Annotated in this window: 22 protein-coding genes; 12 read left to right on the top strand and 10 right to left on the bottom strand. The window is 42.4% G+C overall.

Annotation, left to right across the window (positions count from 1 at the left end; genetic code table 11):
• Positions 1-208 precede the first annotated feature (208 nt).
• Positions 209-1492: a peptide-methionine (S)-S-oxide reductase MsrA gene (gene msrA / locus AAEZ22_RS05470; protein WP_086996109.1), complete on the top strand. Its 1284-nt coding sequence runs from the start codon at positions 209-211 to the stop codon at positions 1490-1492.
• A gap of 327 nt (positions 1493-1819) precedes the next feature.
• On the opposite strand, the gene AAEZ22_RS05465 is transcribed toward msrA, so the two are convergent.
• The 9 genes from AAEZ22_RS05465 to AAEZ22_RS05425 form a co-directional block, all read right to left on the bottom strand.
• A complete protein-coding gene (locus tag AAEZ22_RS05465) occupies positions 1820-2713 on the bottom strand; it encodes a LysR family transcriptional regulator (RefSeq protein ID WP_192532035.1) in 894 nt (297 codons plus the stop codon).
• Between the two features lie 298 nt (positions 2714-3011).
• On the bottom strand, positions 3012-3668 hold the full coding sequence (locus AAEZ22_RS05460; protein WP_011328126.1) for a 3-oxoacid CoA-transferase subunit B: 657 nt from the start codon (positions 3666-3668) through the stop codon (positions 3012-3014).
• Between the two features lie 17 nt (positions 3669-3685).
• Positions 3686-4384 (bottom strand): CoA transferase subunit A, encoded by a 699-nt coding sequence (locus tag AAEZ22_RS05455; protein ID WP_058373349.1) that lies wholly within the window; start codon positions 4382-4384, stop codon positions 3686-3688.
• Positions 4385-4473: 89 nt separating this feature from the next.
• Positions 4474-5370: a hydroxymethylglutaryl-CoA lyase gene (locus AAEZ22_RS05450; protein ID WP_179806576.1), complete on the bottom strand. Its 897-nt coding sequence runs from the start codon at positions 5368-5370 to the stop codon at positions 4474-4476.
• Entirely contained in the window at positions 5370-7376 is a 2007-nt protein-coding gene (locus AAEZ22_RS05445) for an acetyl/propionyl/methylcrotonyl-CoA carboxylase subunit alpha (protein ID WP_352296506.1), read from the bottom strand. Before AAEZ22_RS05445 ends, AAEZ22_RS05450 begins: the two co-directional genes overlap by 1 nt.
• An 8-nt stretch (positions 7377-7384) precedes the next feature.
• Positions 7385-8155: an enoyl-CoA hydratase/isomerase family protein gene (locus AAEZ22_RS05440; RefSeq protein WP_352296503.1), complete on the bottom strand. Its 771-nt coding sequence runs from the start codon at positions 8153-8155 to the stop codon at positions 7385-7387.
• Between the two features lie 12 nt (positions 8156-8167).
• Complete coding sequence (locus AAEZ22_RS05435; RefSeq protein ID WP_352296500.1) at positions 8168-9775, bottom strand: carboxyl transferase domain-containing protein; 1608 nt, start codon at positions 9773-9775, stop codon at positions 8168-8170.
• A gap of 10 nt (positions 9776-9785) precedes the next feature.
• Complete coding sequence (locus AAEZ22_RS05430; RefSeq protein WP_011328132.1) at positions 9786-10961, bottom strand: isovaleryl-CoA dehydrogenase; 1176 nt, start codon at positions 10959-10961, stop codon at positions 9786-9788.
• A gap of 39 nt (positions 10962-11000) precedes the next feature.
• On the bottom strand, positions 11001-11435 hold the full coding sequence (locus AAEZ22_RS05425; RefSeq protein ID WP_011328133.1) for a MerR family transcriptional regulator: 435 nt from the start codon (positions 11433-11435) through the stop codon (positions 11001-11003).
• Between the two features lie 328 nt (positions 11436-11763).
• Between AAEZ22_RS05425 and AAEZ22_RS05420 the strand changes: the two genes are divergently transcribed.
• From AAEZ22_RS05420 to AAEZ22_RS05390, 7 genes are all read left to right on the top strand, one after another.
• Positions 11764-12945 (top strand): thiolase family protein, encoded by a 1182-nt coding sequence (locus AAEZ22_RS05420; RefSeq protein WP_352296497.1) that lies wholly within the window; start codon positions 11764-11766, stop codon positions 12943-12945.
• Positions 12946-13028: 83 nt separating this feature from the next.
• Positions 13029-14519 (top strand): CoA-acylating methylmalonate-semialdehyde dehydrogenase, encoded by a 1491-nt coding sequence (locus AAEZ22_RS05415; RefSeq protein WP_352296494.1) that lies wholly within the window; start codon positions 13029-13031, stop codon positions 14517-14519.
• 127 nt (positions 14520-14646) lie between these two features.
• Positions 14647-15804 carry an acyl-CoA dehydrogenase family protein gene (locus AAEZ22_RS05410; protein WP_011328136.1) on the top strand — a complete coding sequence of 386 codons (1158 nt, stop codon included), beginning with the start codon at positions 14647-14649 and terminating at the stop codon, positions 15802-15804.
• Between the two features lie 10 nt (positions 15805-15814).
• Positions 15815-16612: an enoyl-CoA hydratase gene (locus AAEZ22_RS05405; RefSeq protein ID WP_352296491.1), complete on the top strand. Its 798-nt coding sequence runs from the start codon at positions 15815-15817 to the stop codon at positions 16610-16612.
• The gene (locus AAEZ22_RS05400; protein ID WP_352296488.1) at positions 16612-17754 is read left to right on the top strand and encodes an enoyl-CoA hydratase/isomerase family protein; all 1143 of its coding nucleotides are present in this window, start codon (positions 16612-16614) and stop codon (positions 17752-17754) included. Before AAEZ22_RS05405 ends, AAEZ22_RS05400 begins: the two co-directional genes overlap by 1 nt.
• A 4-nt stretch (positions 17755-17758) precedes the next feature.
• Entirely contained in the window at positions 17759-18649 is an 891-nt protein-coding gene (gene mmsB / locus AAEZ22_RS05395) for a 3-hydroxyisobutyrate dehydrogenase (RefSeq protein ID WP_086996141.1), read from the top strand.
• 9 nt (positions 18650-18658) lie between these two features.
• On the top strand, positions 18659-19429 hold the full coding sequence (locus AAEZ22_RS05390) for an SDR family oxidoreductase (protein WP_086996146.1): 771 nt from the start codon (positions 18659-18661) through the stop codon (positions 19427-19429).
• Between the two features lie 74 nt (positions 19430-19503).
• Here AAEZ22_RS05390 and AAEZ22_RS05385 read toward each other — a convergent pair whose 3' ends face one another.
• Positions 19504-20466 carry an integron integrase gene (locus AAEZ22_RS05385; protein WP_193038534.1) on the bottom strand — a complete coding sequence of 321 codons (963 nt, stop codon included), beginning with the start codon at positions 20464-20466 and terminating at the stop codon, positions 19504-19506.
• A 247-nt stretch (positions 20467-20713) separates the two neighbouring features.
• On the opposite strand from AAEZ22_RS05385, the gene AAEZ22_RS05380 reads away from it, so the two are divergent.
• The 4 genes from AAEZ22_RS05380 (at position 20714) to AAEZ22_RS05365 (ending at position 22879) form a co-directional block, all read left to right on the top strand.
• Complete coding sequence (locus tag AAEZ22_RS05380) at positions 20714-20971, top strand: hypothetical protein (RefSeq protein WP_352296484.1); 258 nt, start codon at positions 20714-20716, stop codon at positions 20969-20971.
• An 89-nt stretch (positions 20972-21060) separates the two neighbouring features.
• Positions 21061-21393, top strand: coding sequence for a YggL 50S ribosome-binding family protein (locus tag AAEZ22_RS05375; protein ID WP_352296481.1), 333 nt, complete (start codon positions 21061-21063; stop codon positions 21391-21393).
• Positions 21394-21515: 122 nt separating this feature from the next.
• Positions 21516-22250 carry an FRG domain-containing protein gene (locus AAEZ22_RS05370; protein ID WP_352296478.1) on the top strand — a complete coding sequence of 245 codons (735 nt, stop codon included), beginning with the start codon at positions 21516-21518 and terminating at the stop codon, positions 22248-22250.
• A gap of 143 nt (positions 22251-22393) precedes the next feature.
• Entirely contained in the window at positions 22394-22879 is a 486-nt protein-coding gene (locus AAEZ22_RS05365; RefSeq protein ID WP_352296475.1) for a hypothetical protein, read from the top strand.
• Positions 22880-22952 lie beyond the last annotated feature (73 nt).

Genomic DNA, 22952 nt, shown 5'->3' with positions numbered 1-22952 from the left:
TCTATTGATTTATTTACACCATTGCGACCAGCAAAATGGATTAAGAGATAAAATATAAACCTTATAGGCCGCTCACTCGTATTTAATTACTTACCAAGTTGAAATAATAATTCAACAGGTAAGGTCTTTATTAAAGCCTGTTACTATTTTTTGTTCAAAATACATTCGCAACAGTAACCGGCCTTAGCATTTATTTAAGAGGTAGTTTATGTCGTATCAGGGTTTAATTTATTTATCTAGCGTTGCTATTTTATTTAGCGCAAGCAGTGTTGCTTTATCAATGGAAAAAGTAGTGCAAAGTAATGTTCAAGCGACTATGCACGTAGAAACACTAGTACTTGGCTCAGGTTGCTTTTGGGGCGCTGAAAAACGCTACGAAGCACTTAATGGTGTTATTGATGCTGAGTCAGGTTATGCCGATGGAAACGGCTTTAAAGCCACTTACAGCAATATAACCAGTCAATCACGTCGCTTTGACGAGGACAATTACGCCGAAGTTGTGCAAGTTACCTATAACAGCAATATTATTAGCGCAAAGGAGCTACTCGAAAACTACTTTGAAAGCCACGACCCAACACAAAAAAATCGCCAAGGTAACGATGTAGGCACTCAGTATCGCTCAATTATTTTAACTACCACCACTGAGCAAGCGAAAGTAGCAAAGCAAGTTAAATCGCAATATCAACAACTGCTTACGCAAGCAGAGTACGGCACTATAGCAACTATTATTAAGCCACTTGACACTTTTTATGCAGCTGAAGAATATCATCAAAATTATTTAGAAAAAAATCCAAATGGCTATTGCCCTGATCACTCAACTGGCGTGGTGTTTAACAAAAAACCGCCCGAACAAGTAGATAACTCCGCTTTATTAATGGGTAAACAAATCGTGGTATTAGACTCACGCGAATACTGTCCATACTGTGAAAAATTTAAAAGCGCTGTAGCTAACGACTACAAAGGCAGTATTGCTATGAGCTTTCGCCACGCCGATCAACTCCAAGGTTTAACCATTAAGTCGGCAACCTGGGCAACCCCCACTATTTTATTTTTAGAAAATGGCACTGAAGTATACGGACGTCAAGGCTATGCAAGCCCAGAGGCGTTTTACAAAGCCCTTGGCGCATTTAAACTAGGCGATAGTGAAGCCTATAAAGTTGCATTTAATTCAAAAACCGATCGCGCTTATTGCAAAGAATACAAAATTTTTAAAAATACACCCGATGGCACCTTTGTCGATAAGCTCAGTGGCGAGCCGCTATTTGATACCCGCGATAGGTTTAACTCTGGAACTGGGTGGTTATCGTTTACGCATCCAATAAAAAGTAGCGTTACTGAACATGACGACAGTAGCTGGGGAATGACTCGTATTGAGCTGCGCTCTAAAAGTACTGGCATACACTTAGGGCATTTATTCCCCGGGGAAGGCCCACGCGGTACAGACCGTTATTGTATAAATGCTACGGTTCTTGAATTTATACCAAGGGATTAAAAATACGTGAGATATACAAAAGCCCAGTAAACTTAACTTTTACTGGGCTTTTTAATTAAGGCTTTAGCTAAAAAGCAGTATTAAAGCCTAATTTATTTTTAGTAAATATTATGTGGATTGCCTAAAAATAAAAACAGTTCAAGCCAAGTCACCACCTAACTTGAACCGTTTTTTACACTGACAACATCTTACACACACAATATAAGATTCTTTTACCAGCTTAATTATTAAACCTTAAATTAAGCTGCGATACTTTCGATAGGTGAACTTTAGATTTATTGAGCATTAATCACAAACGATAAAAATACACCCAATGAGTGAAATAAATTAATCTATAGGTTTGGTTTGTGTATTTTTAAAAGTAGCTATAACCCACTTAGCAAATAAATCAAGCGGATGATTTACATTACTTGGCTCGTGTTGCACTAAATAGTACTTGTCTTTAGTGGTCAGCGGGCGCTCGAATAGTTTATATAACCAGAGTTCGTCTAGCCAGCTTTGGCTTATAGGCAGAGGAATAAGCGCAATACCCATACCTTGCTGCGCTGCTCGTGCTACACCAAACATGCTGTCAATTTGTATAATTTGGGTTGGTGAAAAGTCAACTATTCCTGCTTTCTCGGCCCACTGATGCCATGCCCAAGGGCGTGCTTTGTGTAATATAAGCGGCACTTGATTAAGGGCTTTACAATGATCATCCTTCCATTGTGACAACAAATTTTTATTGCAAGCAGGTATATACTCTAAGTTAAACAGCTCTGTTACAACACCTTCGGTTGGCTTATTCGAGGACAGCACTATTGATAAGTCGCTATGTCGGGTTAGCTCTTTACGGGTTTTAAGCGTATCCATTTGTAAATTAATATTAGGGTGCGCCGACGTCCATTCGCGCAATCTAGGCATTAGCAACTCGCTTGCAAAAAACTCAGGCAAGGTAATCGTTAAATTTGTATTTTGCTGCATTTGGCTAAATTCATTAATTGTGCTCTCAAGCGTACTAACTATTGGCGATATAGCTTCAAAAAAGTCCTTTCCAGCTGTAGTTAAACTAATCGAGCGGGTTTTACGCACAAAAAGCTCAATGCCAAGTTGTTCTTCTAGTTGTTTAATTTGATGGCTTACAGCCGAAGGCGTTAAATACAGCTCATTTGCTGCATGCTTAAAGCTTAAACTTCGTGCCGCGAAGCAAAATGAGCGAAGACCACGTATAGGAGTTTGCATGTTTTCCAATATAAAGTTGTTTGAGTCGCCTATATAAGGCAATAACTGAACCAATTATTAAAATCAATAATATCAGAAGGTTGAAACTTTTACTGCATTAAGTTCACAATAATGGTGCAACAAGGTAACAAGGTGGTGCAGAGCAGTTACAAGTTAGCGTAAAATTTCAGCTTCTTAAAATAATAATAAAACTTAGAAAAATAGGCAAAAAAAATCCCTCGTTAGAGGGATTTTGGGTAACTCAGCGCCATTGGCACTGGGAATGAGGTCGGTACAAGGTAAAGTTTAAACCTAGGGCTTAAAACACCATTTCTGGTACTTCACCGTCAACAAGTAATTTACCTGCTGTTTTACTAATAATTTCATCTACAGATACGCCCGGAGCGCGCTCTAACAGATGAAATGCGCCGTCTTTAACTTCTAGTACGGCTAAATCTGTAACTATTTTTTTAACGCAATTAACGCCGGTAAGCGGTAATGTGCAGGCCTCTAATAGCTTTGAGTCGCCATGCTTACTGGCGTGGGTCATGGTAACAATAATATTTTGCGCGCCTGCAACCAAGTCCATTGCGCCGCCCATGCCTTTAATTAACTTTTTAGGGATCATCCACGACGCTATGCTACCGTTTTGATCTACCTCAAAAGCGCCCAGAACTGTTAAGTCTACATGACCACCGCGTATCATGGCAAAACTATCTGCACTATTAAATATGGCTGCACCTTTTGCAGCTGTCACGGTTTCTTTACCCGCGTTAATCATATCGGCGTCTAGCTCTGCTTTAGTTGGGTATGGTCCCATGCCTAACAAGCCATTTTCGGACTGTAACATAACTTCAATATCGTCTGGAACATAGTTTGCGACGAGTGTCGGAATTCCTATGCCTAAATTAACGTAATAGCCATCTTTTAGCTCTTGTGCAACGCGCATTGCAACTTGTTCACGTGATAATGCCATAATATTAATGCTCCTGCTTAATCTCGTGTAGTAACACGTTCAATGCGTTTTTCAAAGTTGCCTTTAATAACGCGGTTTACATAAATACCTGGGGTATGAATTTGGCTTGGCTCAAGTTCACCCGGCTCTACAATTTCTTCTACTTCGGCTACTGTAATTTTACCAGCGGTTGCGGCAAGTGGATTGAAGTTCATAGCAGTGTGGCGAAACACTAAATTACCAAAGCGGTCGGCTTTCCATGCTTTAACAATAGCAAACTCACCGGTTATCGACTCTTCTAAAATATAAGGGCGACCGTTAAATTCTTTTACATCTTTACCTTCGGCAACGGGCGTACCGTAACCTGTTGCAGTGTAAAATGCCGGAATACCTGCACCACCAGCACGCATTTTTTCTGCCAAAGTGCCTTGTGGTGTAAGCTCTACGTCAATTTCGCCACTGAGTAACTGTTGCTCAAATAGCGCGTTTTCGCCAACGTATGAGGCAATTACTTTTTTAATTTGTTTGTCTTGTAATAAAATGCCCAAACCAAAGTCATCAACACCGCAGTTATTAGACACCACAGTGAGCTCTTTGGTTTTCATTTGCTTAATTTGTTTAATTAAGCCCTCAGGAATACCACATAAACCAAAACCACCGGCAATTACGGTATCGCCATCTTTTAATCCTGCCATTGCAGCTTCGTAACTAGAAACTACCTTATCAAATCCGGCCATGAGTCACTCCTCATTGTGTGCTTAAATTATTTAACTAACTACATGATAGTTAGTTTATAAGTACTTTGTATAAAAAATTATTTGAGATGTTATTTAGCATGCAATGCAATCGACACTTTACTTACGGGTTGTTTGCCAAGCGCTTTTGTTATTTGCCATCCAGCATCACTAAGCCTTTGTAAATCAATTGCGTGCTCAATGCCAAGCCCTTGCAGTAAGTAAACTACATCTTCGGTGGCAACATTTCCTGACGCCCCTTTAGCATAAGGGCAACCACCAAGGCCTGCTACCGCCGCGTCAACCGTTGCTATACCTAAGTTTAGTGCAGCGTAAATATTTGTGAGCGCTTGGCCGTAAGTGTCATGAAAATGCACTGCAAGCTGCGACTTATCAATGTGCTGTAATAGCAAAGTGAGTAACTCAGTTACCTTTTTAGCTGTGCCTACACCTATGGTATCGCCAAGGCTTATTTCATAACAGCCCAGTGCGAGTAGCTTTTGGCTAACATAAAGTACAGCTTGAGGGTCGATTTCGCCTTCATACGGGCAGCCTAAAACACAACTTACATAGCCGCGTACTTTAATGTTATGCGCTTTGGCAAATTCCATAACGTCGCTAAAACGCTCAATACTTTGCTCAATACTGCAATTAATGTTTTTTTGACAAAACGATTCGCTAGCCGCTGTAAATATGGCAAATTCTTTAATTCCAGCGGCATGCGCAGCTTGTGCGCCTTTTAAGTTAGGGGTTAACGCACTTAAGTTTACATCGGGCAAATCAAGAGCTGATATCACATCCGCTGAGTCTGCCATTTGCGGCACCCATTTAGGGGATACAAAAGCACCGGCTTCAATGTCTTTTAAACCCGCAGCAGCAAGCGCGTTAATAAGCGCTACTTTGTCGGCGGTGGTAACTGCTTTTTCGTTTTGTAGGCCATCGCGCGCGCCTACTTCAACAATACGCACTTTTTGCGGAAAAACGCTCATTATGCGCCTCCCTCAGCAATCTCACTTGCAACTGTCGTATCTTCAACAATAGCCAGTAACGCGCCATGGCTTACCAGTTCACCTTCGGCAAAACAATAGCTTTGTAAAATGCCATCGTGCGGTGCATTGAGCGTATATTCCATTTTCATCGCTTCAATAATAACCACAGGATCACCTTTGGTAATACTACTGCCAAGCTCAACTAAGTGTTTCACTACCGTACCATTAAGTGGCGCAGCTAAAGGCAGGGCATCACTTTGGTGATCGCTAATATAGTGCTTGTTTACTAGCTCTAGGCGAGTTTGCAGTGCTTTGTGCATTACGGTGATCACGTTATTAACGCGACTTACGTGGGCTGTGTGTTTTTCGCCGTTTATAAATACACTACAAAGGCCATTATTTAAACTGCCTTGAACATTAAATACGTGCTCATTATGGGTAATACTGTAGCCATTTTTCGTTTTAACCGCATTAAGGGTTAAATCAACAAACGCAATTTTAACGCTTTGCAGTGCATTTAAGGCAAAGCCACTGAGTTGTTGCCAAGGGCTTGTATTTGGCGCTTTGCCTTGAGTGCTAACCAGCTGCTCTAAATAAGTAAAAGCTGCAATAAGCTGGCTGGCTTGGCGCAGAGAGTGATCAACCGCCACTAACGAATCGCCTTGCTCGGCAATAAAGTGAGTGCTAGGCGCGCCTTGTTTAAAGCTAGGGTGCACAGCTAAGTTATGTAAAAAGCCAATGTTAGTACTAAAGCCCGCTAAGTGAAATTGCTCAAGCGCGTGTTGTAAACGGCTCAGCGCTTGCTCGCGATTGTCATCATGCACAATTAACTTGGCTATCATGGGGTCGTAGTATGGGCTAATTTCGTCACCGGCTGCAATACCAGTATCAATGCGCACAAACTCACTGTTTAGCGGAGTATAAAGTGCTTCAATTGTGCCTGAGCACGGAATAAACTCATTAGCAGGGTCTTCAGCGTAAATACGCGCTTCAAAGCTGTGGCCTTGCAATTTAATATCAGCTTGTTTGAGTGGCAGTGTTTGCCCGCCTGCAATATTAATTTGCCACGTAACTAAGTCAACACCAGTAACCATTTCGGTAACCGGGTGCTCTACTTGCAAGCGCGTGTTCATTTCCATAAAGAAGAACTCATCGCCACACAGTAAAAATTCAACCGTACCTGCACCGCGATAGTTTATGGCAAGAGCACAACGTACCGCGGCTTCACCCATTTCTTTGCGCAGTGCGTCTGATAAACCCGGGGCAGGGGCTTCTTCAATTACTTTTTGATGACGACGTTGCAACGAGCAGTCACGATCGCCCAAGTAAACACAGTTACCGTGGTTATCGGCAAACACTTGTACTTCTACGTGGCGTGGTTGGTTTACGTAGCGCTCTAGTAATACTAAATCGTTACCAAAGCCAGCAACGGCCTCACGCTGTGCGCCTTCAAGTGCGCTAATAAATTCATTAGTATGATTTACCACGCGCATGCCTTTACCGCCGCCACCAAAAGCCGCTTTGATCAGTACCGGATAGCCAATTTTTTCGGCTTCGGCTTGTAAAAAAGCAGGATCTTGCTTATCGCCGTAATAACCTGGTACTAATGGCACATTAGCTGCCGCCATAATTTCTTTAGCACGCGTTTTAGAGCCCATAGCTTCAATGCTGCTTGCTGGTGGCCCAACAAATACAATATTATTTGCTTCACATGCGTTGGCAAACGTGCTGTTTTCAGACAAAAACCCATAACCAGGGTGAATACAATCTGCGCCGCTGTCTTTTGCTACTTGCAGTATTTTATCGGCAACTAAATATGAGTCTTTACTTGGCGCTGGACCAATGTGGTAGGCTTCGTCAGCCATTTTTACGTGCTGCGCGTGTTTATCAGCGTCTGAATACACAGCAACTGTGGTTAAGCCCATTAGTTTAGCACTGCGCATTATTCTGCACGCTATTTCACCACGGTTAGCAATGAGTATTTTTTGTAATTTATTTACGTTCATAATTAATCCTACAGTTGCCATTGTGGTGGACGTTTGTCAAAAAAAGCGCTTAAGCCTTCTTGGCCTTCATCCGATACACGAATTTTGGCAATACGATGAGCGGTAAGCTCAATTAGCTCATCGGTTATTTCTTTATTTGCTACATCGTTAATAAGCGCTTTTGCCGCTTTTACAGCAATAGGGCCATTATCAATCAATGTTTGCAGCATAGCGTCGAGCGCACATTCTAAATTACCGGTTACTTGATGAATTAACCCAAGTTGCTTGGCGGTATGCGCATCAAATACCTCAGCTGTTAAAAAGTATCTACGCGCTGCACGCTCACCAATGGCTTTAATAACATAAGGGCTAATAACCGCAGGAATAAGCCCCAGCTTTACTTCGCTTAGGCAAAATTGCGCATTGTCTTGGCATATTGCAATGTCGCAACAGGCAATTAAACCCAAAGCGCCACCAAACGCAGCACCTTGCACCGCACAAATAGTAGGGTGCGGGCTTGTTGCTAACACTTGCATTAATTTAGCTAACTGCATTGAGTCGGCTAAATTATCGTTAACATTGTTATCTGCCATCGATTTCATCCAGGCTAAATCGGCTCCGGCTGAAAAATGTTTGCCTTCAGTTTTTAACACCAAGGCGCGAATATCGAGCGTATTAGCATGTTCAATACATTTTATAAGCTCTTGAATGACTTCGCTGTTAAATGCATTACGTTTTTCTGGGCGGCTTAAAACGAGTACCGCCACATTTGATTTTGTTATTTGTAGAGTAACTGACATTTTGCGCTCCGATTACATTCTAAATACGCCAAATTTCGACTCTTGCACTGGTGCATTACTAGCGGCACTTAAGGCAAGTCCTAAAACGCTACGTGTGTCGGCAGGATCAATAATACCGTCATCCCATAAGCGGGCGCTGGCATAATACGGATGTCCTTGCTCTTCGTACTGATCAATAATTGGCTGTTTAAAGTCACTTACTTCTTGCTCGCTCATGCTCTGGCCTTTACGGGCTAAACCGTCTTGCTTAACTTGCGCCATTACACCAGCTGCTTGCTCGCCGCCCATTACAGAAATACGCGCATTGGGCCACATCCACATCATGGTAGGTTCAAATGCACGACCACACATGCCGTAGTTACCTGCGCCATATGAGCCACCAATCAATACGGTAAATTTAGGCACATCGGCACACGAAACTGCCATAACCATTTTAGCGCCGTGTTTGGCTATACCTTCGGCTTCGTATTTTTTGCCTACCATAAAGCCAGTTACGTTTTGTAAAAACACTAAAGGAATGTTGCGCTGTGTACATAGCTGAATAAAGTGTGCGCCTTTTTGCGCCGACTCACTAAATAAAATACCGTTGTTAGCTACTATACCAACTGGGTGGCCATAAATACTCGCAAACCCCGTTACTAGGGTTTCGCCAAAGTAGCGTTTAAATTCGTCAAACGATGAATCATCAACTGTGCGCGCTATTACTTCGCGTACATCAAATGGCTTTTTAAGATCGGTGCCAACAATGCCGTAAAGCTCGTTAATATCAAAACGAGGTGCTTTAACTTCCTCTAGTAATGGCGCTGTAGGGCGGGTGTAATTAATACGCGCTATACATTGGCGCGCAATCGACAGCGCATGCTCGTCATTTTGCGCATAATGATCGGCAACCCCCGACGTTTTACAATGCACGTCGGCACCACCAAGTTCTTCGGCGGTTACTACTTCACCGGTTGCTGCTTTAACAAGAGGCGGGCCCGCTAAAAATATAGTGCCTTGATCTTTTACAATTATGCTTTCATCGGCCATGGCCGGTACATAGGCACCGCCTGCGGTACATAAACCCATAACCACAGCAATTTGCGGAATACCTTTACCCGACATACGGGCTTGGTTGTAAAATATACGGCCAAAATGCAGTTTATCTGGAAATACATCATCTTGCTCTGGCAAGTTTGCACCGCCCGAGTCAACTAAATAAATACAGGGTAAATGGCAACGCTCAGCAATATCTTGCGCGCGTAAATGCTTTTTAACCGTTAGCGGAAAGTAAGTACCGCCTTTAACCGTGGCATCGTTTGCAATAATCATGCACTCAACACCTTTAACACGGCCAATACCGGCTACCACACCGGCACAGGGAATTTCTTGCTCGTAAACACCAAAGGCGGCAAATTGCGAAATTTCTAAAAATGGCGAACCTTCGTCAATTAAAGTGCTAATACGGTCACGTACAAATAATTTACCGCGGCCTTCGTGGCGCTCTTTTAATGCAGCGCCGCCACCTTGGCTAATGGTTGCCACTTTACTGCGTAAATCATCTACTAACGCCGACATATTTTTATGGTTTTGTACAAACGTTGGATCGTGAGGATTAACGCTCGATGTTAAAATCGTCATTATTTAATCCTTAACGGCTTTCAGTGAAAAGTTCGCGGCCAATTAGCATACGGCGTATTTCTGAGGTACCTGCACCAATTTCATATAATTTAGCATCACGTAGTAGGCGGCCCGTTGCGTATTCGTTTATGTAACCATTGCCACCTAAAATTTGAATTGCATCAAGCGCCATTTTAGTTGCCAGCTCTGCTGCATATAAAATAGCACCGGCAGCATCTTTACGAGTGGTTTCACCGCGATCACACGAGCGAGCCACTGTATATACATACGAGCGTGCGGCGTTCATTTGCGTATACATGTCGGCTACTTTGCCTTGAATTAACTGAAACTGACCAATAGGCGTATCAAACTGTTTACGCTCATGAATATAAGGTACAACAATATCCATACACGCTTGCATAATACCCAGCGGGCCTGCTGCAAGTACTACGCGCTCGTAGTCTAGGCCGCTCATTAATACCTTAACGCCTTCGTTTAAGTTACCTAAAATATTTTCTTCGGGTACTTCACAGTTTTCAAATACCAGTTCACAGGTATTTGAGCCACGCATACCGAGTTTGTCGAGCTTTTGCGCGGTTGAAAAACCAGGAAAGTCGCTCTCTACAATAAATGCAGTAATACCTTTTGCGCCGGCAGTTAAATCTGTTTTAGCGTAAATAACTAAAGTATGCGCATCTGGACCATTGGTGATCCACATTTTGTTGCCGTTTAAAATGTACTTATCGCCTTTTTTCTCGGCTTTAAGTTTCATTGAAACTACGTCAGAACCCGCATTTGGCTCGCTCATAGCAAGGGCACCAATGTGCTCACCGCTAATAAGCTTAGGCAAGTATTTTTCTTTTTGGGCTTGCGTGCCGTTACGGTTAATTTGGTTTACACACAGGTTTGAATGCGCACCATAGCTTAGGCCAATAGAAGCACTTGCACGGCTAATTTCTTCCATGGCAATAACATGCTCTAAATAACCTAAACCAGCACCACCAAATTCTTCAGCTACTGTCATTCCCAGTAAACCCATTTCGCCCATTTGTGGCCAAAGCTGGTTTGGAAAAGCGTTATCAAGGTCAGTTTTTTCGGCTAGTGGGGCAATTTCTTGGCTGGCAAAGCTATTTACATGTCCGCGGATCATATCGGCGGTTTCGCCAAGGCCAAAGTTCATTTCTTTATATAGTGAAATAGTGCTCATGATTCATTCCTGTGTGATTGATTAAGTTAATACCGCGTATTACTCATCTATTTTATTTAGTGTGTCGCGGCAACGGCGCTCGGCTGTTACCAATTCCATAAGAACAACTTTAATGTCGTCCATCTGTTGTGAAAGGTCGGCTTTTTTCTCGCTAATAAGGTCAAGCATAGTTACCAGTTGCTTAGCACTTGATTTGTCGGCGTCGTAAAGTTCAAACAAACGTCCTGTTTCTGCCAGCGTAAAACCTAAGCGTTTACCACGTAAAATTAATTTTAAGCGTACTTTATCGCGTTTAGAGTAAATACGGGTTTGGCCATTTCTACTTGGCGTAACAAGCCCTTGGTCTTCATAAAAGCGGATAGAGCGGGTGGTAATGTCAAACTCCTTTGCGAGTTCGCTAATACTAAAAGTTTGTTCATTATTGGCAGGCACAGTGGCCGACGTTGCAAAGCTTGTTTGATTATCTGGTTTCATAGTAGTGTTTACCTCATTCGAATAACCCCAATATAAGTGAAGTTTACGTAAAGGTAAAGTAAGATGTTTATGTAATACTTTAGACTAATGAAAATAGCGAGTAAACTTTCATTAAAGTTAGGCTTTAAAGCCTGCGTAGGCGTTTTTACTGAAGTGTAATGATACATAATACAAATAAGTTTACAGTTTTTACAGTCAACTAAAAGTTGATTTTAGATTTACGTTGGCGTAAACGTAAATATTATGTATGCTCGTAAACAGATTATAAATAAATTATTTGGCTCAGCGCGTTAAATTGCACAGTGCCAATTACTAAATGGAGCCTTTTATGACTACTGAAGCCGTTGTTATTGTAGCAGCAAAACGCACACCAATGGGTGGATTTATGGGCGCACTTAATGATGCGCAATCAACTGAGCTGGGGGCAACCGCTATTGCTAGTGCATTGGCAGAAACAGGCCTAAGCACAGATGCTATTGATGAAGTAATTATGGGCTGTGTATTACCTGCTGGTGTAGGCCAAGCACCTGCTCGTCAAGCAATGTTAAAAGCAGGCCTGGCACTTAGCACGGGCGCTACCACTATAAATAAAGTGTGTGGCTCGGGCTTAAAAGCGGCAATGTTGGCACATGACCTAATTAAAGCGGGCTCTATCAATTCAGCAGTGGCTGGTGGCATGGAAAGTATGAGTAATGCACCGTACTTTATTCCCAAAGCACGCGGCGGTATGCGCATGGGGCATGGCGAAATTAAAGATCACATGATGAGCGATGGTCTTGAAGATGCTTACGACAACAAAGCAATGGGTTGTTTTGCACAAGACACCGCCGATGAATACGGTATTGGCCGTGAACAAATGGATAACTTTGCACTAAGCTCGCTAACCAAAGCAAAAGCCGCGATTGAAAACGGTAGCTTTAATAACGAAGTTGCGCCGCACACTATGCAAACACGCAAAGGCGACGTTACTGTTGCCATTGACGAGCAACCAGGTAATGCCCGCCCAGAAAAAATTCCGAGCCTACGTGCTGCATTTAAAAAAGACGGCACAATTACAGCCGCTAACTCATCGTCAATTTCAGACGGTGGTGCAGCACTTATTTTAATGAGCGAGTCAAAAGCCAAAGAGCAGGGCTTAACCCCGCTTTGTAAAATTGTAGCGCACAGCACGCATTCTCAAAAACCAAGCGAATTTACAGTAGCGCCAGTAGGCGCAATGAACAAGGTACTAGAAAAAGCCGGTTGGACTACAGCCGATGTTGACCTGTGGGAAATTAACGAAGCGTTTGCCATGGTTACTATGCTTGCTATTAACGAGCTTAAACTAGATGAAAACAAAGTTAACGTAAATGGCGGTGCATGTGCATTGGGCCATCCAATTGGTGCAAGCGGCGCACGTATTTTAGTAACGCTTATTCATGCACTTAAAAACCGCGGCCTTAAAAAAGGCGTAGCGTCTTTATGTATTGGTGGCGGTGAAGCCGTCGCCATGGCAATAGAAACAGTTTAATTTTCATCACAAAATAATAATCAATGCAGCGCTAATTATAATAATAAAGCTGCACTAACACTCTTATAAAACAGGATTTAATTATGCACCAAGTACCACTACTGATTAACGGCGAATTTATTCAATCAAGCTCAAAAGAACTTATTGACGTAATAAATCCAGCCAACCAAGAAGTGCTAGCCCAAGTACCTTGCACCACAGACGCAGAAATGGACGCAGCTATTGCCTCAGCTTCAGAAACGTTTAAAACGTGGAAAGATGTGCCAATTACTGAACGTGCGCGCATTATGATGAAATACGCTGCGCTATTAAAGGAGCACCACGACGAGCTTGCTACTATTATTTGTCATGAGCTGGGTAAAACCTTTGAAGATGCCAAAGGCGACGTATGGCGTGGTATTGAAGTAGTTGAACAAGCGGCTAACGCACCATCGATGATGATGGGCGAAACCATGGAAAACGTAGCGCGTAAAATCGATACTTATTCTTACATGCAACCATTAGGTGTGTGTGCGGGTATTACGCCGTTTAACTTTCCGGCAATGATCCCATTATGGATGTTTCCGCTGGCAATTGTGTGTGGTAACACCTTTATTTTAAAACCGTCTGAACAAGATCCACTTACGCCAATGCGCTTAGCTGAGTTATTTATGGAAGCAGGCGCGCCAAAAGGCGTATTACAAGTAGTACATGGTACAAAACCACAAGTAGATCGCATACTAGAGGACAAAGCAGTACGCGCTATTTCGTTTGTTGGCTCGTGTGGCGTTGGCGCTTATATATATTCAAAAGGCACAGCAAATCTTAAACGCGTACAAGCGTGTGTGGGTGCTAAAAACCACATGGTTATTATGCCTGATGCCAGCAAATCGCATGTGGTAAATAACTTAGTTGGCGCGTCGGTTGGTGCCGCTGGTCAGCGTTGTATGGGTATTTCGGTTGCAGTATTTGTTGGCCAAGCAAAAGACTGGGTTGATGAAATTAAAGCGGGCTTTGAAGGTGTACGCCCAGGCGTATGGGATGATGCAGGCGCAGCGTATGGCCCGCAAACATCACCGGCTGCAAAAGCACGTATTTTATCGCTTATTGCCGGTGGTAAAGAGCAAGGCGCTAAGTGTTTAATTGACGGTTCAAACTTTACGGTTGAAGGCTACGAGCAAGGTAACTGGGTAGGCCCAACGTTGTTTACCGATGTAACTAAAGACATGGACCTATACAAAGAAGAAATTTTTGGTCCCGTACTGGCGTGTATGTTTGTAAATACATTAGAGGAAGCCATTGCCCTAATAAACGACAGCCCATACGGTAATGGCACGTCGTTATTTACCTCAAGCGGCGCGGTTGCGCGTAAGTTCCAACACGAAATTGAAGTAGGCCAAGTAGGTATTAATATTCCTATCCCGGTGCCACTGCCGTTCTTTTCGTTTACTGGTTGGAAAGGCTCGTTTTATGGCGATACTCACACTTACGGTAAGCAAGGTATCCGTTTTTATACCGAAACTAAAACCATTACTTCACGTTGGTTTGAAGACGACATCGCGTCGGGTCCAAATATGAGCATTAACTTAAAGTAATTACTCATAATAAATAGTTTATAAAAAGCATAATTAATAATAAAGAAGGGCACGAAGGTAACTCCTATTACCTTCGTTGCTCTTCACTAATCACCTAGACAACACATAACTAATTGAAGAGGTCTATATGGACTTTAATTTATCAGATGATCAGCAAGCATTTGCTCAAACAGCACGACAGTTTGCTGACTCAGAACTCGCACCTTACGCCGCTAAGTGGGATCGCGAACATATTTTTCCTAAAGACACGATTAAAGCTGCAGGCGAACTAGGTTTTTGCGGCCTTTACACGCCAGAAGAAGCCGGTGGCCTTGGCTTATCGCGTTTAGATTCAAGCATTATATTTGAACAACTTGCTATGGGCTGTACCGCAACAACAGCCATGTTAACCATACATAATATGGCCACTTGGATGGTAGCAAGCTTTGGTACTGACGCCGCTAAAGACAAATACTGCGAACAACTGGTTACTGGCGATTTACTGGCATCGTATTGTTTAACAGAGCCAGGCTCAGGTTCAGACGCCGCATCGCTAAAAACTAAAGCAGTACGCGATGGCGACGAATACGTTATTAACGGCTCAAAAATGTTTATTTCGGGCGCGGGCGAAACCGAAGTATTAGTTGTGATGGCGCGCACCGGATGCGATGGCCCTAAAGGTATTTCGGCCTTTATAGTACCTGCCGACGCTAAAGGTGTTGAATACGGTAAAGCCGAAGAAAAAATGGGCTGGAACGCACAACCTACACGCTTAATTAGTTTTGAAGATGTGCGTATTCCGGCGCATAACTTATTAGGTGCAGAAGGCGAAGGCTTTAAATTTGCTATGCAAGGCCTTGATGGTGGGCGCATTAATATTGCAACCTGTTCAATTGGCACGGCGCAAGCGGCGCTTAATACGGCCCGCGAATATTTAAAAGAACGTACTCAGTTTGGTAAACCACTGGCCGCGTTTCAAGCGCTGCAGTTTAAAATTGCCGATATGAACACCGAGCTTGTAGCCGCGCGCCAAATGGTAAGGCTGGCTGCGTTTAAGCTTGATAATAACGACAGCGAAAAAACTACGTATTGCGCCATGGCAAAACGTTTTGCAACCGATGTAGGCTTTACCGTATGTAACGACGCCCTGCAAATTCATGGTGGCTATGGTTATATTAAAGAATACCCATTAGAGCGCCATGTACGAGATGTACGTGTACACCAAATTTTAGAAGGCACTAATGAAATAATGCGCGTTATTATAGCGCGTCGTATTTTAGCAGAGTCAGCCAGCGAAGTTTTATAAGGAGTTATTTATGTCAGAGTCAAATACTAAGTCTAATCCTAGCATTGAATTAACGACCGAAGGTCATGTAGCCATATTAACTATGTCAAACCCACCAGCAAATACCTGGACCAAAGACACATTAATAGCCTTAAAAAACACCGTTAATAAGTTAAATAAAAATAAAAATATTTATGCACTAGTGCTTACCGGCGAAGGCGAAAAGTTTTTTAGTGCTGGCGCCGACTTAAACTTGTTTGCCGGTGGCGATAAAGGCGTAGCCGCCGAAATGTCGCGCGTATTTGGTGAAGCATTTGAAGCACTTAGTAACTTTAGAGGCGTGTCGGTTGCGGCTATTAATGGCTATGCCATGGGCGGTGGTTTAGAAGTAGCACTCGCGTGTGATATTCGTATTGCTGAAGAGCAAGCACAAATGGCGCTTCCTGAAGCTAAAGTAGGTTTACTACCGTGCGCTGGTGGTACACAAAACTTAGCATGGCTGGTTGGCGAAGGCTGGGCAAAACGCATGATTTTATGTGGCGAGCGCTTAAAAGCCGACAAAGCACTGCAAATTGGCTTAGTTGAAGAAGTTGTTCCACAAGGCGAAAGTTTTGCTGCGGCGCTTAAACTAGCTAACCAAGTGGCCGATCAAAGTCCGTCATCGGTTGCAGCATGTAAAACATTAATTCAAAAAGGGCGTCATCAGCCTATGGCGAGCATTTTACCGCTAGAACGTGAGTTATTTGTGGCCTTATTTGACACCGAAGATCAGCAAGAAGGCGTAAGTGCCTTTTTAGAAAAGCGTCGTGCAAATTGGGTGAACGGCTAATGAGCGGCTTAACATTATTAAATCATGCAGATGACGCAGTCGTATTCGAAACGGCAACCGCGTCAAATGGTGCTTTAATAGCGTTTGCTACGCTAAATGCACCAAAATCATTAAACGCGCTTAATTTTGAAATGATCAAACTATTAGAGCCGCAACTAAAAGCATGGGCGCAAGATAGCAGTATTGCTATGGTGGTATTAAAAGGCGCAGGCGACAAAGCCTTTTGTGCTGGCGGCGATGTTGTAAGTTTGCACCACGCTATGACTCAAGGCAGCGCAAGCGACTTAGTAGAAGATTTTTTTACGCAAGAGTATCGGCTTGATTATTTAATTCACTGTTACGAAAAGCCATTATTAGTGTGGGGTAACGGCATTGTAATGGGCGGCGGTTTAGGCTTAATGGCCGGTGCAAGCCACCGCGTAGTAACCGAAACATCGCGTATAGCAATGCCTGAGCAAACTATTGGCTTATACCCAGATGTTGGCGGTAGTTATTTTTTACATAAAATGCCTCACAGTGTTGGATTATTTTTAGGGCTTACGTCAGCGTCTATAAATTGCGACGATGCCCGTTTTGTTGCCCTTGCCGATCACTATGTAAAAGCAGACAAATACGATGCACTTTTAGCGGGTTTACTCAGCATTAAATGGGGTAAAACGGCCAGTTTAAATCACGAAAAACTTACTACGCTGTTAACTGATTTAGATCAGCAATCAGGGCGTTTGCCTAAAGGTAATATCAAAGCAAATTTGGCAACTATTCAAGAACTCGCTGAGTTTACTACGCTACAACAACAGGTTGACTATATTTTAAACTTAAACACAGACGACAAATGGCTACTAAAGGCGCAAAAATCGCTTAAGCATGGTTGTCCGCTAAGTTGTGCGTTAGTAAGCCGCCAGTTAAAAACCAGTAAAGGCAAAAGCCTTGCAGAGTGTTTTAGAATGGAGCTGGGTATGTCGGTACGTGCTGGCGAAGTGGGTGAGTTTCAAGAAGGTGTACGTGCATTGTTAATCGACAAAGACGGTGCGCCAAACTGGCAATACAAAACACTCAGCGACGTGCCAAGCTCTGTGGTAGATAGCTTTTTTGAAGATCGCTATGGCAATAACCACCCACTTAAACAATTACAACAAGGCTAAAGCTATGAGTAAACTCAATATAGGATTTATTGGTTTAGGCAATATGGGTGGGCCCATGGCGGCAAACCTTATTAAAGCAGGGCACACAGTAAGTGTGTTCGACTTAAACCAAAATACAGTTAACGAGCTAAAAAGCAAAGGTGCAAACGCAGCCGCAGATGCAACGCAATGTGCCAACAACGTAGACATACTTATTAGCATGTTGCCTGCTGGCAAGCATGTTAAAGCGCTTTATTTGGGCGAAAACGGGCTAATTAACAGCTTAAGCAAAACCACCTTAGTTATTGATTGCTCAACCATAGATGCCGAATCGGCGCGCGTGGTTGGTAAAGAGTTAGCACAGCAAGGTATTAGCTTTGTAGATGCACCGGTATCGGGTGGCGTTGCAGGCGCAACCGCCGGCACACTTACCTTTATTGTAGGCGGCGATAAAGCCGCGTTCGACAAAGCCAATACTGTGCTGGTTGATATGGGCAAAAATATTTTTCATGCAGGCGACATTGGCGCAGGGCAAGTTGCAAAAATATGTAATAACATGCTGTTGAGCATTTTAATGGCAGGCACCAGCGAAGCACTACAAATGGGTATAAATAATGGCCTAGACCCTAAAGTGCTTAGCGACATAATGACCGCAAGCTCAGGGCGTAACTGGACGTTAGAGTTATATAACCCGTGTCCGGGTGTAATGGAGTCGGCTCCTGCAAGTAACGAATACAAACCAGGCTTTATGGTCGATCTAATGGCAAAAGACCTAGGCTTGGCAATGGAAGCGGCAAAACAAAGTAAATCAGCCACGCCAATGGGTTCAATGGCCAACGACTTATACGCTACACTGCAGCACCAAGGTGCGGGTACTGAAGATTTTAGTGCCATATTTAAATTATTTTCGAAGTAGGGGTAACGCGTGGAAATTAAAAATAACACGGTAGTAATAACCGGTGGCGCACAAGGCTTAGGTTTTGCTATGGCGCAAAAGTTTGCAAAAATGGGCGCAAACATTGCCCTAATCGATATGGCGCAAGATGCACTTAACACAGCAACTGAGCAATTAAGTCAACTTGACGGCGTAACTACGCGTATTCAAGGCTACGCCGCTAACGTTACCAACGAGAGCGAAATGGAAGCGGTATTTAACACCATTAATAGCGACTTTGGCCATATTGGTGTATTGATCAACAACGCCGGTATTTTACGCGATGGCATGTTTATTAAAGCTAAAGATGGCAAAGTAGTTAAAAAAATGTCGCTTGAGCAATTTCAATCAGTAATAGACGTAAACCTTACTGGCGTGTTTTTGGCAGGGCGAGAAGCCGCCAGCCATATGATTGAGTCGGGCAAAGGTGGCGTTATTGTAAATATGTCGAGCGTAGCGCGCGCCGGAAACATAGGGCAAACAAACTACGCAGCCTCTAAAGCAGGCGTTGTAGCGCTTACTACTACATGGGCTAAAGAGCTTGGCCGTTTTGGTATTCGCGTAGGCGCAATTGCACCAGGTGTTATAAGCACCGCAATGACCGACGTAATGAAACCAGAAGCTAAAGAGCGCATGCTTAGCGTAACCCCAGTAGGGCGTTTAGGTGAAACTGCAGAAATAGCCCATACCGCACAATATATTATCGAAAACGACTTTTTTACCGGTCGCGTAGTAGAAATAGACGGCGGCATTCGTTTGTAACATACTCAGATTAAAGATTAATTAAAAAAGCATAACTCTTGTGGGTTGTGCTTTTTTGTTTTAAATAGAGACGTTTATAATCTTGAAAAAGGGCTAATAACACCATTAGCACCTTGCTGTAAAACATGGGTATATATTTGTGTTGTACGAATATCGCTGTGCCCGAGTTGTGTTTGTACTGTGCGTATATCAGCGCCGCTTTGCAGTAAGTGCGTAGCGAATGAGTGGCGCAAAGTATGTGGCGTAACGTGTTTATTAATGTGTGCATTAAAAGCCGCTTTTTTTACAGCGCGCTGTAATTGCTTTTCATCAATATGATGGCGCCTTAGCTGTTTACTCTCAGGATCAATACTGAGTTTATAAGATGGAAATAAATATTGCCAACCCAGCTGTTTGTTATGATTTGGATATTTTTTACGTAATAAATGCGGCATATACACGCCACAAAACAGCGGGTTATTTAGGTCTAATTGTAAATAATTATCGACTAATTGAATTTGTGTTCGTATTTGTGGTATCAGTTCTCCTGCAAGCGTTACAACACGATTTTTGCCCCCTTTACCATCCCAAATTCGAACACAGTTATAATCAAAATCAATATCTTGTGTCCGCAAACGTAGTACCTCCATTAACCGCATACCGCTACCATAAAGTAGTGCACACGCTAAATAATGCTTTGTAATACAGTGTTTAAATAACGCTGAAACTTCTGTTTGTGTAAGCACAACAGGTAATTTTCTCGGGCGTTCACTTTTTACAAAATCTAATGATAATGAGAGAGGACTTTTAATTATTTCCTTATATAGAAAACTTAGCGCATTCAATGCCTGGGATTGTGTGCCTTGCGCTACATTTTGCGAGTTTACTAAATGATTTAAATATAATTCTACTTGAGTATCCCCCATAGAGTTTGGGTGTTGCATATTATTAAAGCGGATATAGGCAGCTATCCAAAACAAATAAGCTTCAATAGTGCTCTTTGCATAACGCTTGCTATACATATGATCTTTAATCATGGTTAGAAAGAGAGATTTCATAAATGATATTCAATTATTTAAACTCGACACTGTATATATAGACAGTTATTTGTATTTTGTCCAATAACATTATTAAAAGTCGTTTTGGGGTATTTTAACTACGGTAACTTTATAACATACGTAATTACTTGTTTACATTGTAGTTATTTAGTGGAACTATTGAGCCATGTAATATACGCCGTTTTGGGGTGTTATAAACCCCCATAGTGGTGTTCAATAAGCTGTTATAAACTATCAAGGAGGTATTATGAATACTTGGGACTTTAACAACTGTCGAGCATTTCTTGAATACATGATCAATGAAAAACCAGAGAACCCAGAGCTGGTGAAGGCATACATAAAGCTCATAGAAAAGAAAACTGAATACGATATTGCTATTAGCTCACACAATACCGATTTTCAAAAAAAGATTAATGATAATCAGAAAGAGCAAACGAAAAATTGGCAGGATAATCAAGCTGCTGTGACTAAAGAAACAATCAAGCACAATGCAAATCGTTTATAACAAAGCAATTAAAAATCGCCCACAAAATGCGTGGGCTGGACTCGCTACCGCTCGCCTTTTATTGCGGCGTTATATGCCTAAGGAACATCATGTGCAGTATCAAAAGTCGTAGATTACGTAAAAAGTTATATTTAGACGAGTTTGCCGTTTTTGGTTTTGAAATTTCATGCTCAATTGGCGCCAAAAGCTCAGATGAGTTTGATTTATTTCTAGATCAATTAGTCTCTTTTGTTGAAGACCATGAACTAATCATGAGTGGCGGCGGAGACGTTAAAGAATTTAATGCTTTTATTTGCTCTGAGCATCGTTATGTTTCTGCTACTAAAGAAGATAGTGATAATATAAAAACTTGGCTTAATAATAATGAAGCAGCAAACAATATAGTTGTTGGTGAATTAGTAGACGCAAACTACGGCATATAACAAGCGCATCAAGCACGGGACTGCTAACAGTTTGCTCGGTTCCGCTCCGCTTCACATTTTAGCAAACTATCATCAGCCCCTTATGCGGGCGTTATGCATTTATAGAGGTAGTTTGAGGATTTATGGAAACAGTTATCGAATCATTTGAACACTTTCATAAGCTATTTTCTGATTGGCCATCACAGACTAGGTATTATTTTCGTGGTGTCTCGAAAAGCTATTATGAATTAATCCCTTCACTAGGTAGAAGTACCGATGAGACGGGGTACTATGATGAGCAAAGAATGCTTCGTGAGTTTAAAAGTCAGGCTCAAGCCTATATGAATAAGATTCCAAACAATGACTGGGAGTGGCTTGCTCTTGCTCAACATCATGGTTTGCCAACACGTTTACTAGATTGGACAACTAATCCATTGGTTGCACTTTATTTTGCGGTAAAAGATGATATCGAAATTAATGAGCAAGAAAAATCAAATGGGTATGATGGTAGCAGTGCATTTTATTTTTTAATCTATAAAACTCCTCCACTAGATATTACTATTTCTAAAAGCCCTATTGATTATGTCAATAGTGAAAGTAGTAGAGGTCATGGACTCTTCTGGCCTCCGCATGCAACGCCTAGAATTAAAGCACAATCAGGGGTTCTATCAGTACAGCAAGATCCGAGTAAGCCATTCTCTTATGGTAGTCGATTAGAAAAATATATAATTCCTCAACATCTGCGTACCAAGTTCAGACAAATATTGAATGCATATGGAGTCAATGATTCATCTATGTTTCCTGATCTTGATGGATTAGCATCTCATTTAAAGAACATCCGTGAAGATCACTACAGGTCTTGGGAAAGAGATGCATAACAAGTTGCTGCACTCGGAAAAATTACTCGCTGCGCTCCCAATTTTCCGGTGAGCAAGGCGTTAGGCTTACTATAAAGTATTTACAAAGATTTGAGGATTGTCTTATCAATCCAACATGGGAAGAAATCGTAGAGCGTGATCCATTGATTGCGTTTTCCCATTATTTGTCTGGCCGTGTAAATGTACTCTACACGTTTGCTGACGAAATTCTTGAAAACCTCGATCACGGTTTTTCTAGTAAACGCATTAATGTTAGTCACGTTGAACGTGCAGAGTCGCTCATGTGGTTGTGGCTGTTAGGAGCATACGAAGTCGTGCGCACCATGCATCAGGCTAAACAATGCTTCAGCTGCAGGCTTGTTCAAGACCTAACTGACTTAAAAAAAACTCTGGCATCTGTTCGAATGCCCGCTGCAAAGATGGAGAAGCGGGGAAAGAACGTTCCAGTAACATCGAATAGAAGCCCTTCTGGATGGTGCGTTAAAGATCGAGACGTGCTAGTCAATGACCCAGAAGAAAATGATGTTTCAGCACGCTGGATCTTGTCAGAATTTCATCGAGTATTTTCTTCCATTACGAAAGCTGATGTGCTCGGACACCATGAACAGACGTACGAATCGCAAGCCTAACAACACGCCCTGAGGTGGACAGCAAGCACTAAAGCTCACTTTCCACCGCAAATTTTAACAGCGGTGATCCCTT

Origin of the sequence: Pseudoalteromonas sp. 20-MNA-CIBAN-0454 (genome assembly GCF_040308685.1) — a bacterium.
Taxonomy (GTDB): domain Bacteria; phylum Pseudomonadota; class Gammaproteobacteria; order Enterobacterales; family Alteromonadaceae; genus Pseudoalteromonas; species Pseudoalteromonas nigrifaciens.
The sequence above is the reverse complement of the archived record's forward strand: the minus strand, read 5'-3'. Positions and strand labels throughout refer to the sequence as shown.

Bases quoted from the DNA above. Each gene is read 5' to 3' on its own strand.
- msrA (WP_086996109.1), top strand. From the start codon at position 209: ATGTCGTATCAGGGTTTAATTTATTTATCTAGCGTTGCTATTTTATTT.
- AAEZ22_RS05465 (WP_192532035.1), bottom strand. From the start codon at position 2,713: ATGCAAACTCCTATACGTGGTCTTCGCTCATTTTGCTTCGCGGCACGA.
- AAEZ22_RS05460 (WP_011328126.1), bottom strand. From the start codon at position 3,668: ATGGCATTATCACGTGAACAAGTTGCAATGCGCGTTGCACAAGAGCTA.
- AAEZ22_RS05455 (WP_058373349.1), bottom strand. From the start codon at position 4,384: ATGGCCGGATTTGATAAGGTAGTTTCTAGTTACGAAGCTGCAATGGCA.
- AAEZ22_RS05450 (WP_179806576.1), bottom strand. From the start codon at position 5,370: ATGAGCGTTTTTCCGCAAAAAGTGCGTATTGTTGAAGTAGGCGCGCGC.
- AAEZ22_RS05445 (WP_352296506.1), bottom strand. From the start codon at position 7,376: ATGAACGTAAATAAATTACAAAAAATACTCATTGCTAACCGTGGTGAA.
- AAEZ22_RS05440 (WP_352296503.1), bottom strand. From the start codon at position 8,155: ATGTCAGTTACTCTACAAATAACAAAATCAAATGTGGCGGTACTCGTT.
- AAEZ22_RS05435 (WP_352296500.1), bottom strand. From the start codon at position 9,775: ATGACGATTTTAACATCGAGCGTTAATCCTCACGATCCAACGTTTGTA.
- AAEZ22_RS05430 (WP_011328132.1), bottom strand. From the start codon at position 10,961: ATGAGCACTATTTCACTATATAAAGAAATGAACTTTGGCCTTGGCGAA.
- AAEZ22_RS05425 (WP_011328133.1), bottom strand. From the start codon at position 11,435: ATGAAACCAGATAATCAAACAAGCTTTGCAACGTCGGCCACTGTGCCT.
- AAEZ22_RS05420 (WP_352296497.1), top strand. From the start codon at position 11,764: ATGACTACTGAAGCCGTTGTTATTGTAGCAGCAAAACGCACACCAATG.
- AAEZ22_RS05415 (WP_352296494.1), top strand. From the start codon at position 13,029: ATGCACCAAGTACCACTACTGATTAACGGCGAATTTATTCAATCAAGC.
- AAEZ22_RS05410 (WP_011328136.1), top strand. From the start codon at position 14,647: ATGGACTTTAATTTATCAGATGATCAGCAAGCATTTGCTCAAACAGCA.
- AAEZ22_RS05405 (WP_352296491.1), top strand. From the start codon at position 15,815: ATGTCAGAGTCAAATACTAAGTCTAATCCTAGCATTGAATTAACGACC.
- AAEZ22_RS05400 (WP_352296488.1), top strand. From the start codon at position 16,612: ATGAGCGGCTTAACATTATTAAATCATGCAGATGACGCAGTCGTATTC.
- mmsB (WP_086996141.1), top strand. From the start codon at position 17,759: ATGAGTAAACTCAATATAGGATTTATTGGTTTAGGCAATATGGGTGGG.
- AAEZ22_RS05385 (WP_193038534.1), bottom strand. From the start codon at position 20,466: ATGAAATCTCTCTTTCTAACCATGATTAAAGATCATATGTATAGCAAG.
- AAEZ22_RS05380 (WP_352296484.1), top strand. From the start codon at position 20,714: ATGAATACTTGGGACTTTAACAACTGTCGAGCATTTCTTGAATACATG.
- AAEZ22_RS05375 (WP_352296481.1), top strand. From the start codon at position 21,061: ATGTGCAGTATCAAAAGTCGTAGATTACGTAAAAAGTTATATTTAGAC.
- AAEZ22_RS05370 (WP_352296478.1), top strand. From the start codon at position 21,516: ATGGAAACAGTTATCGAATCATTTGAACACTTTCATAAGCTATTTTCT.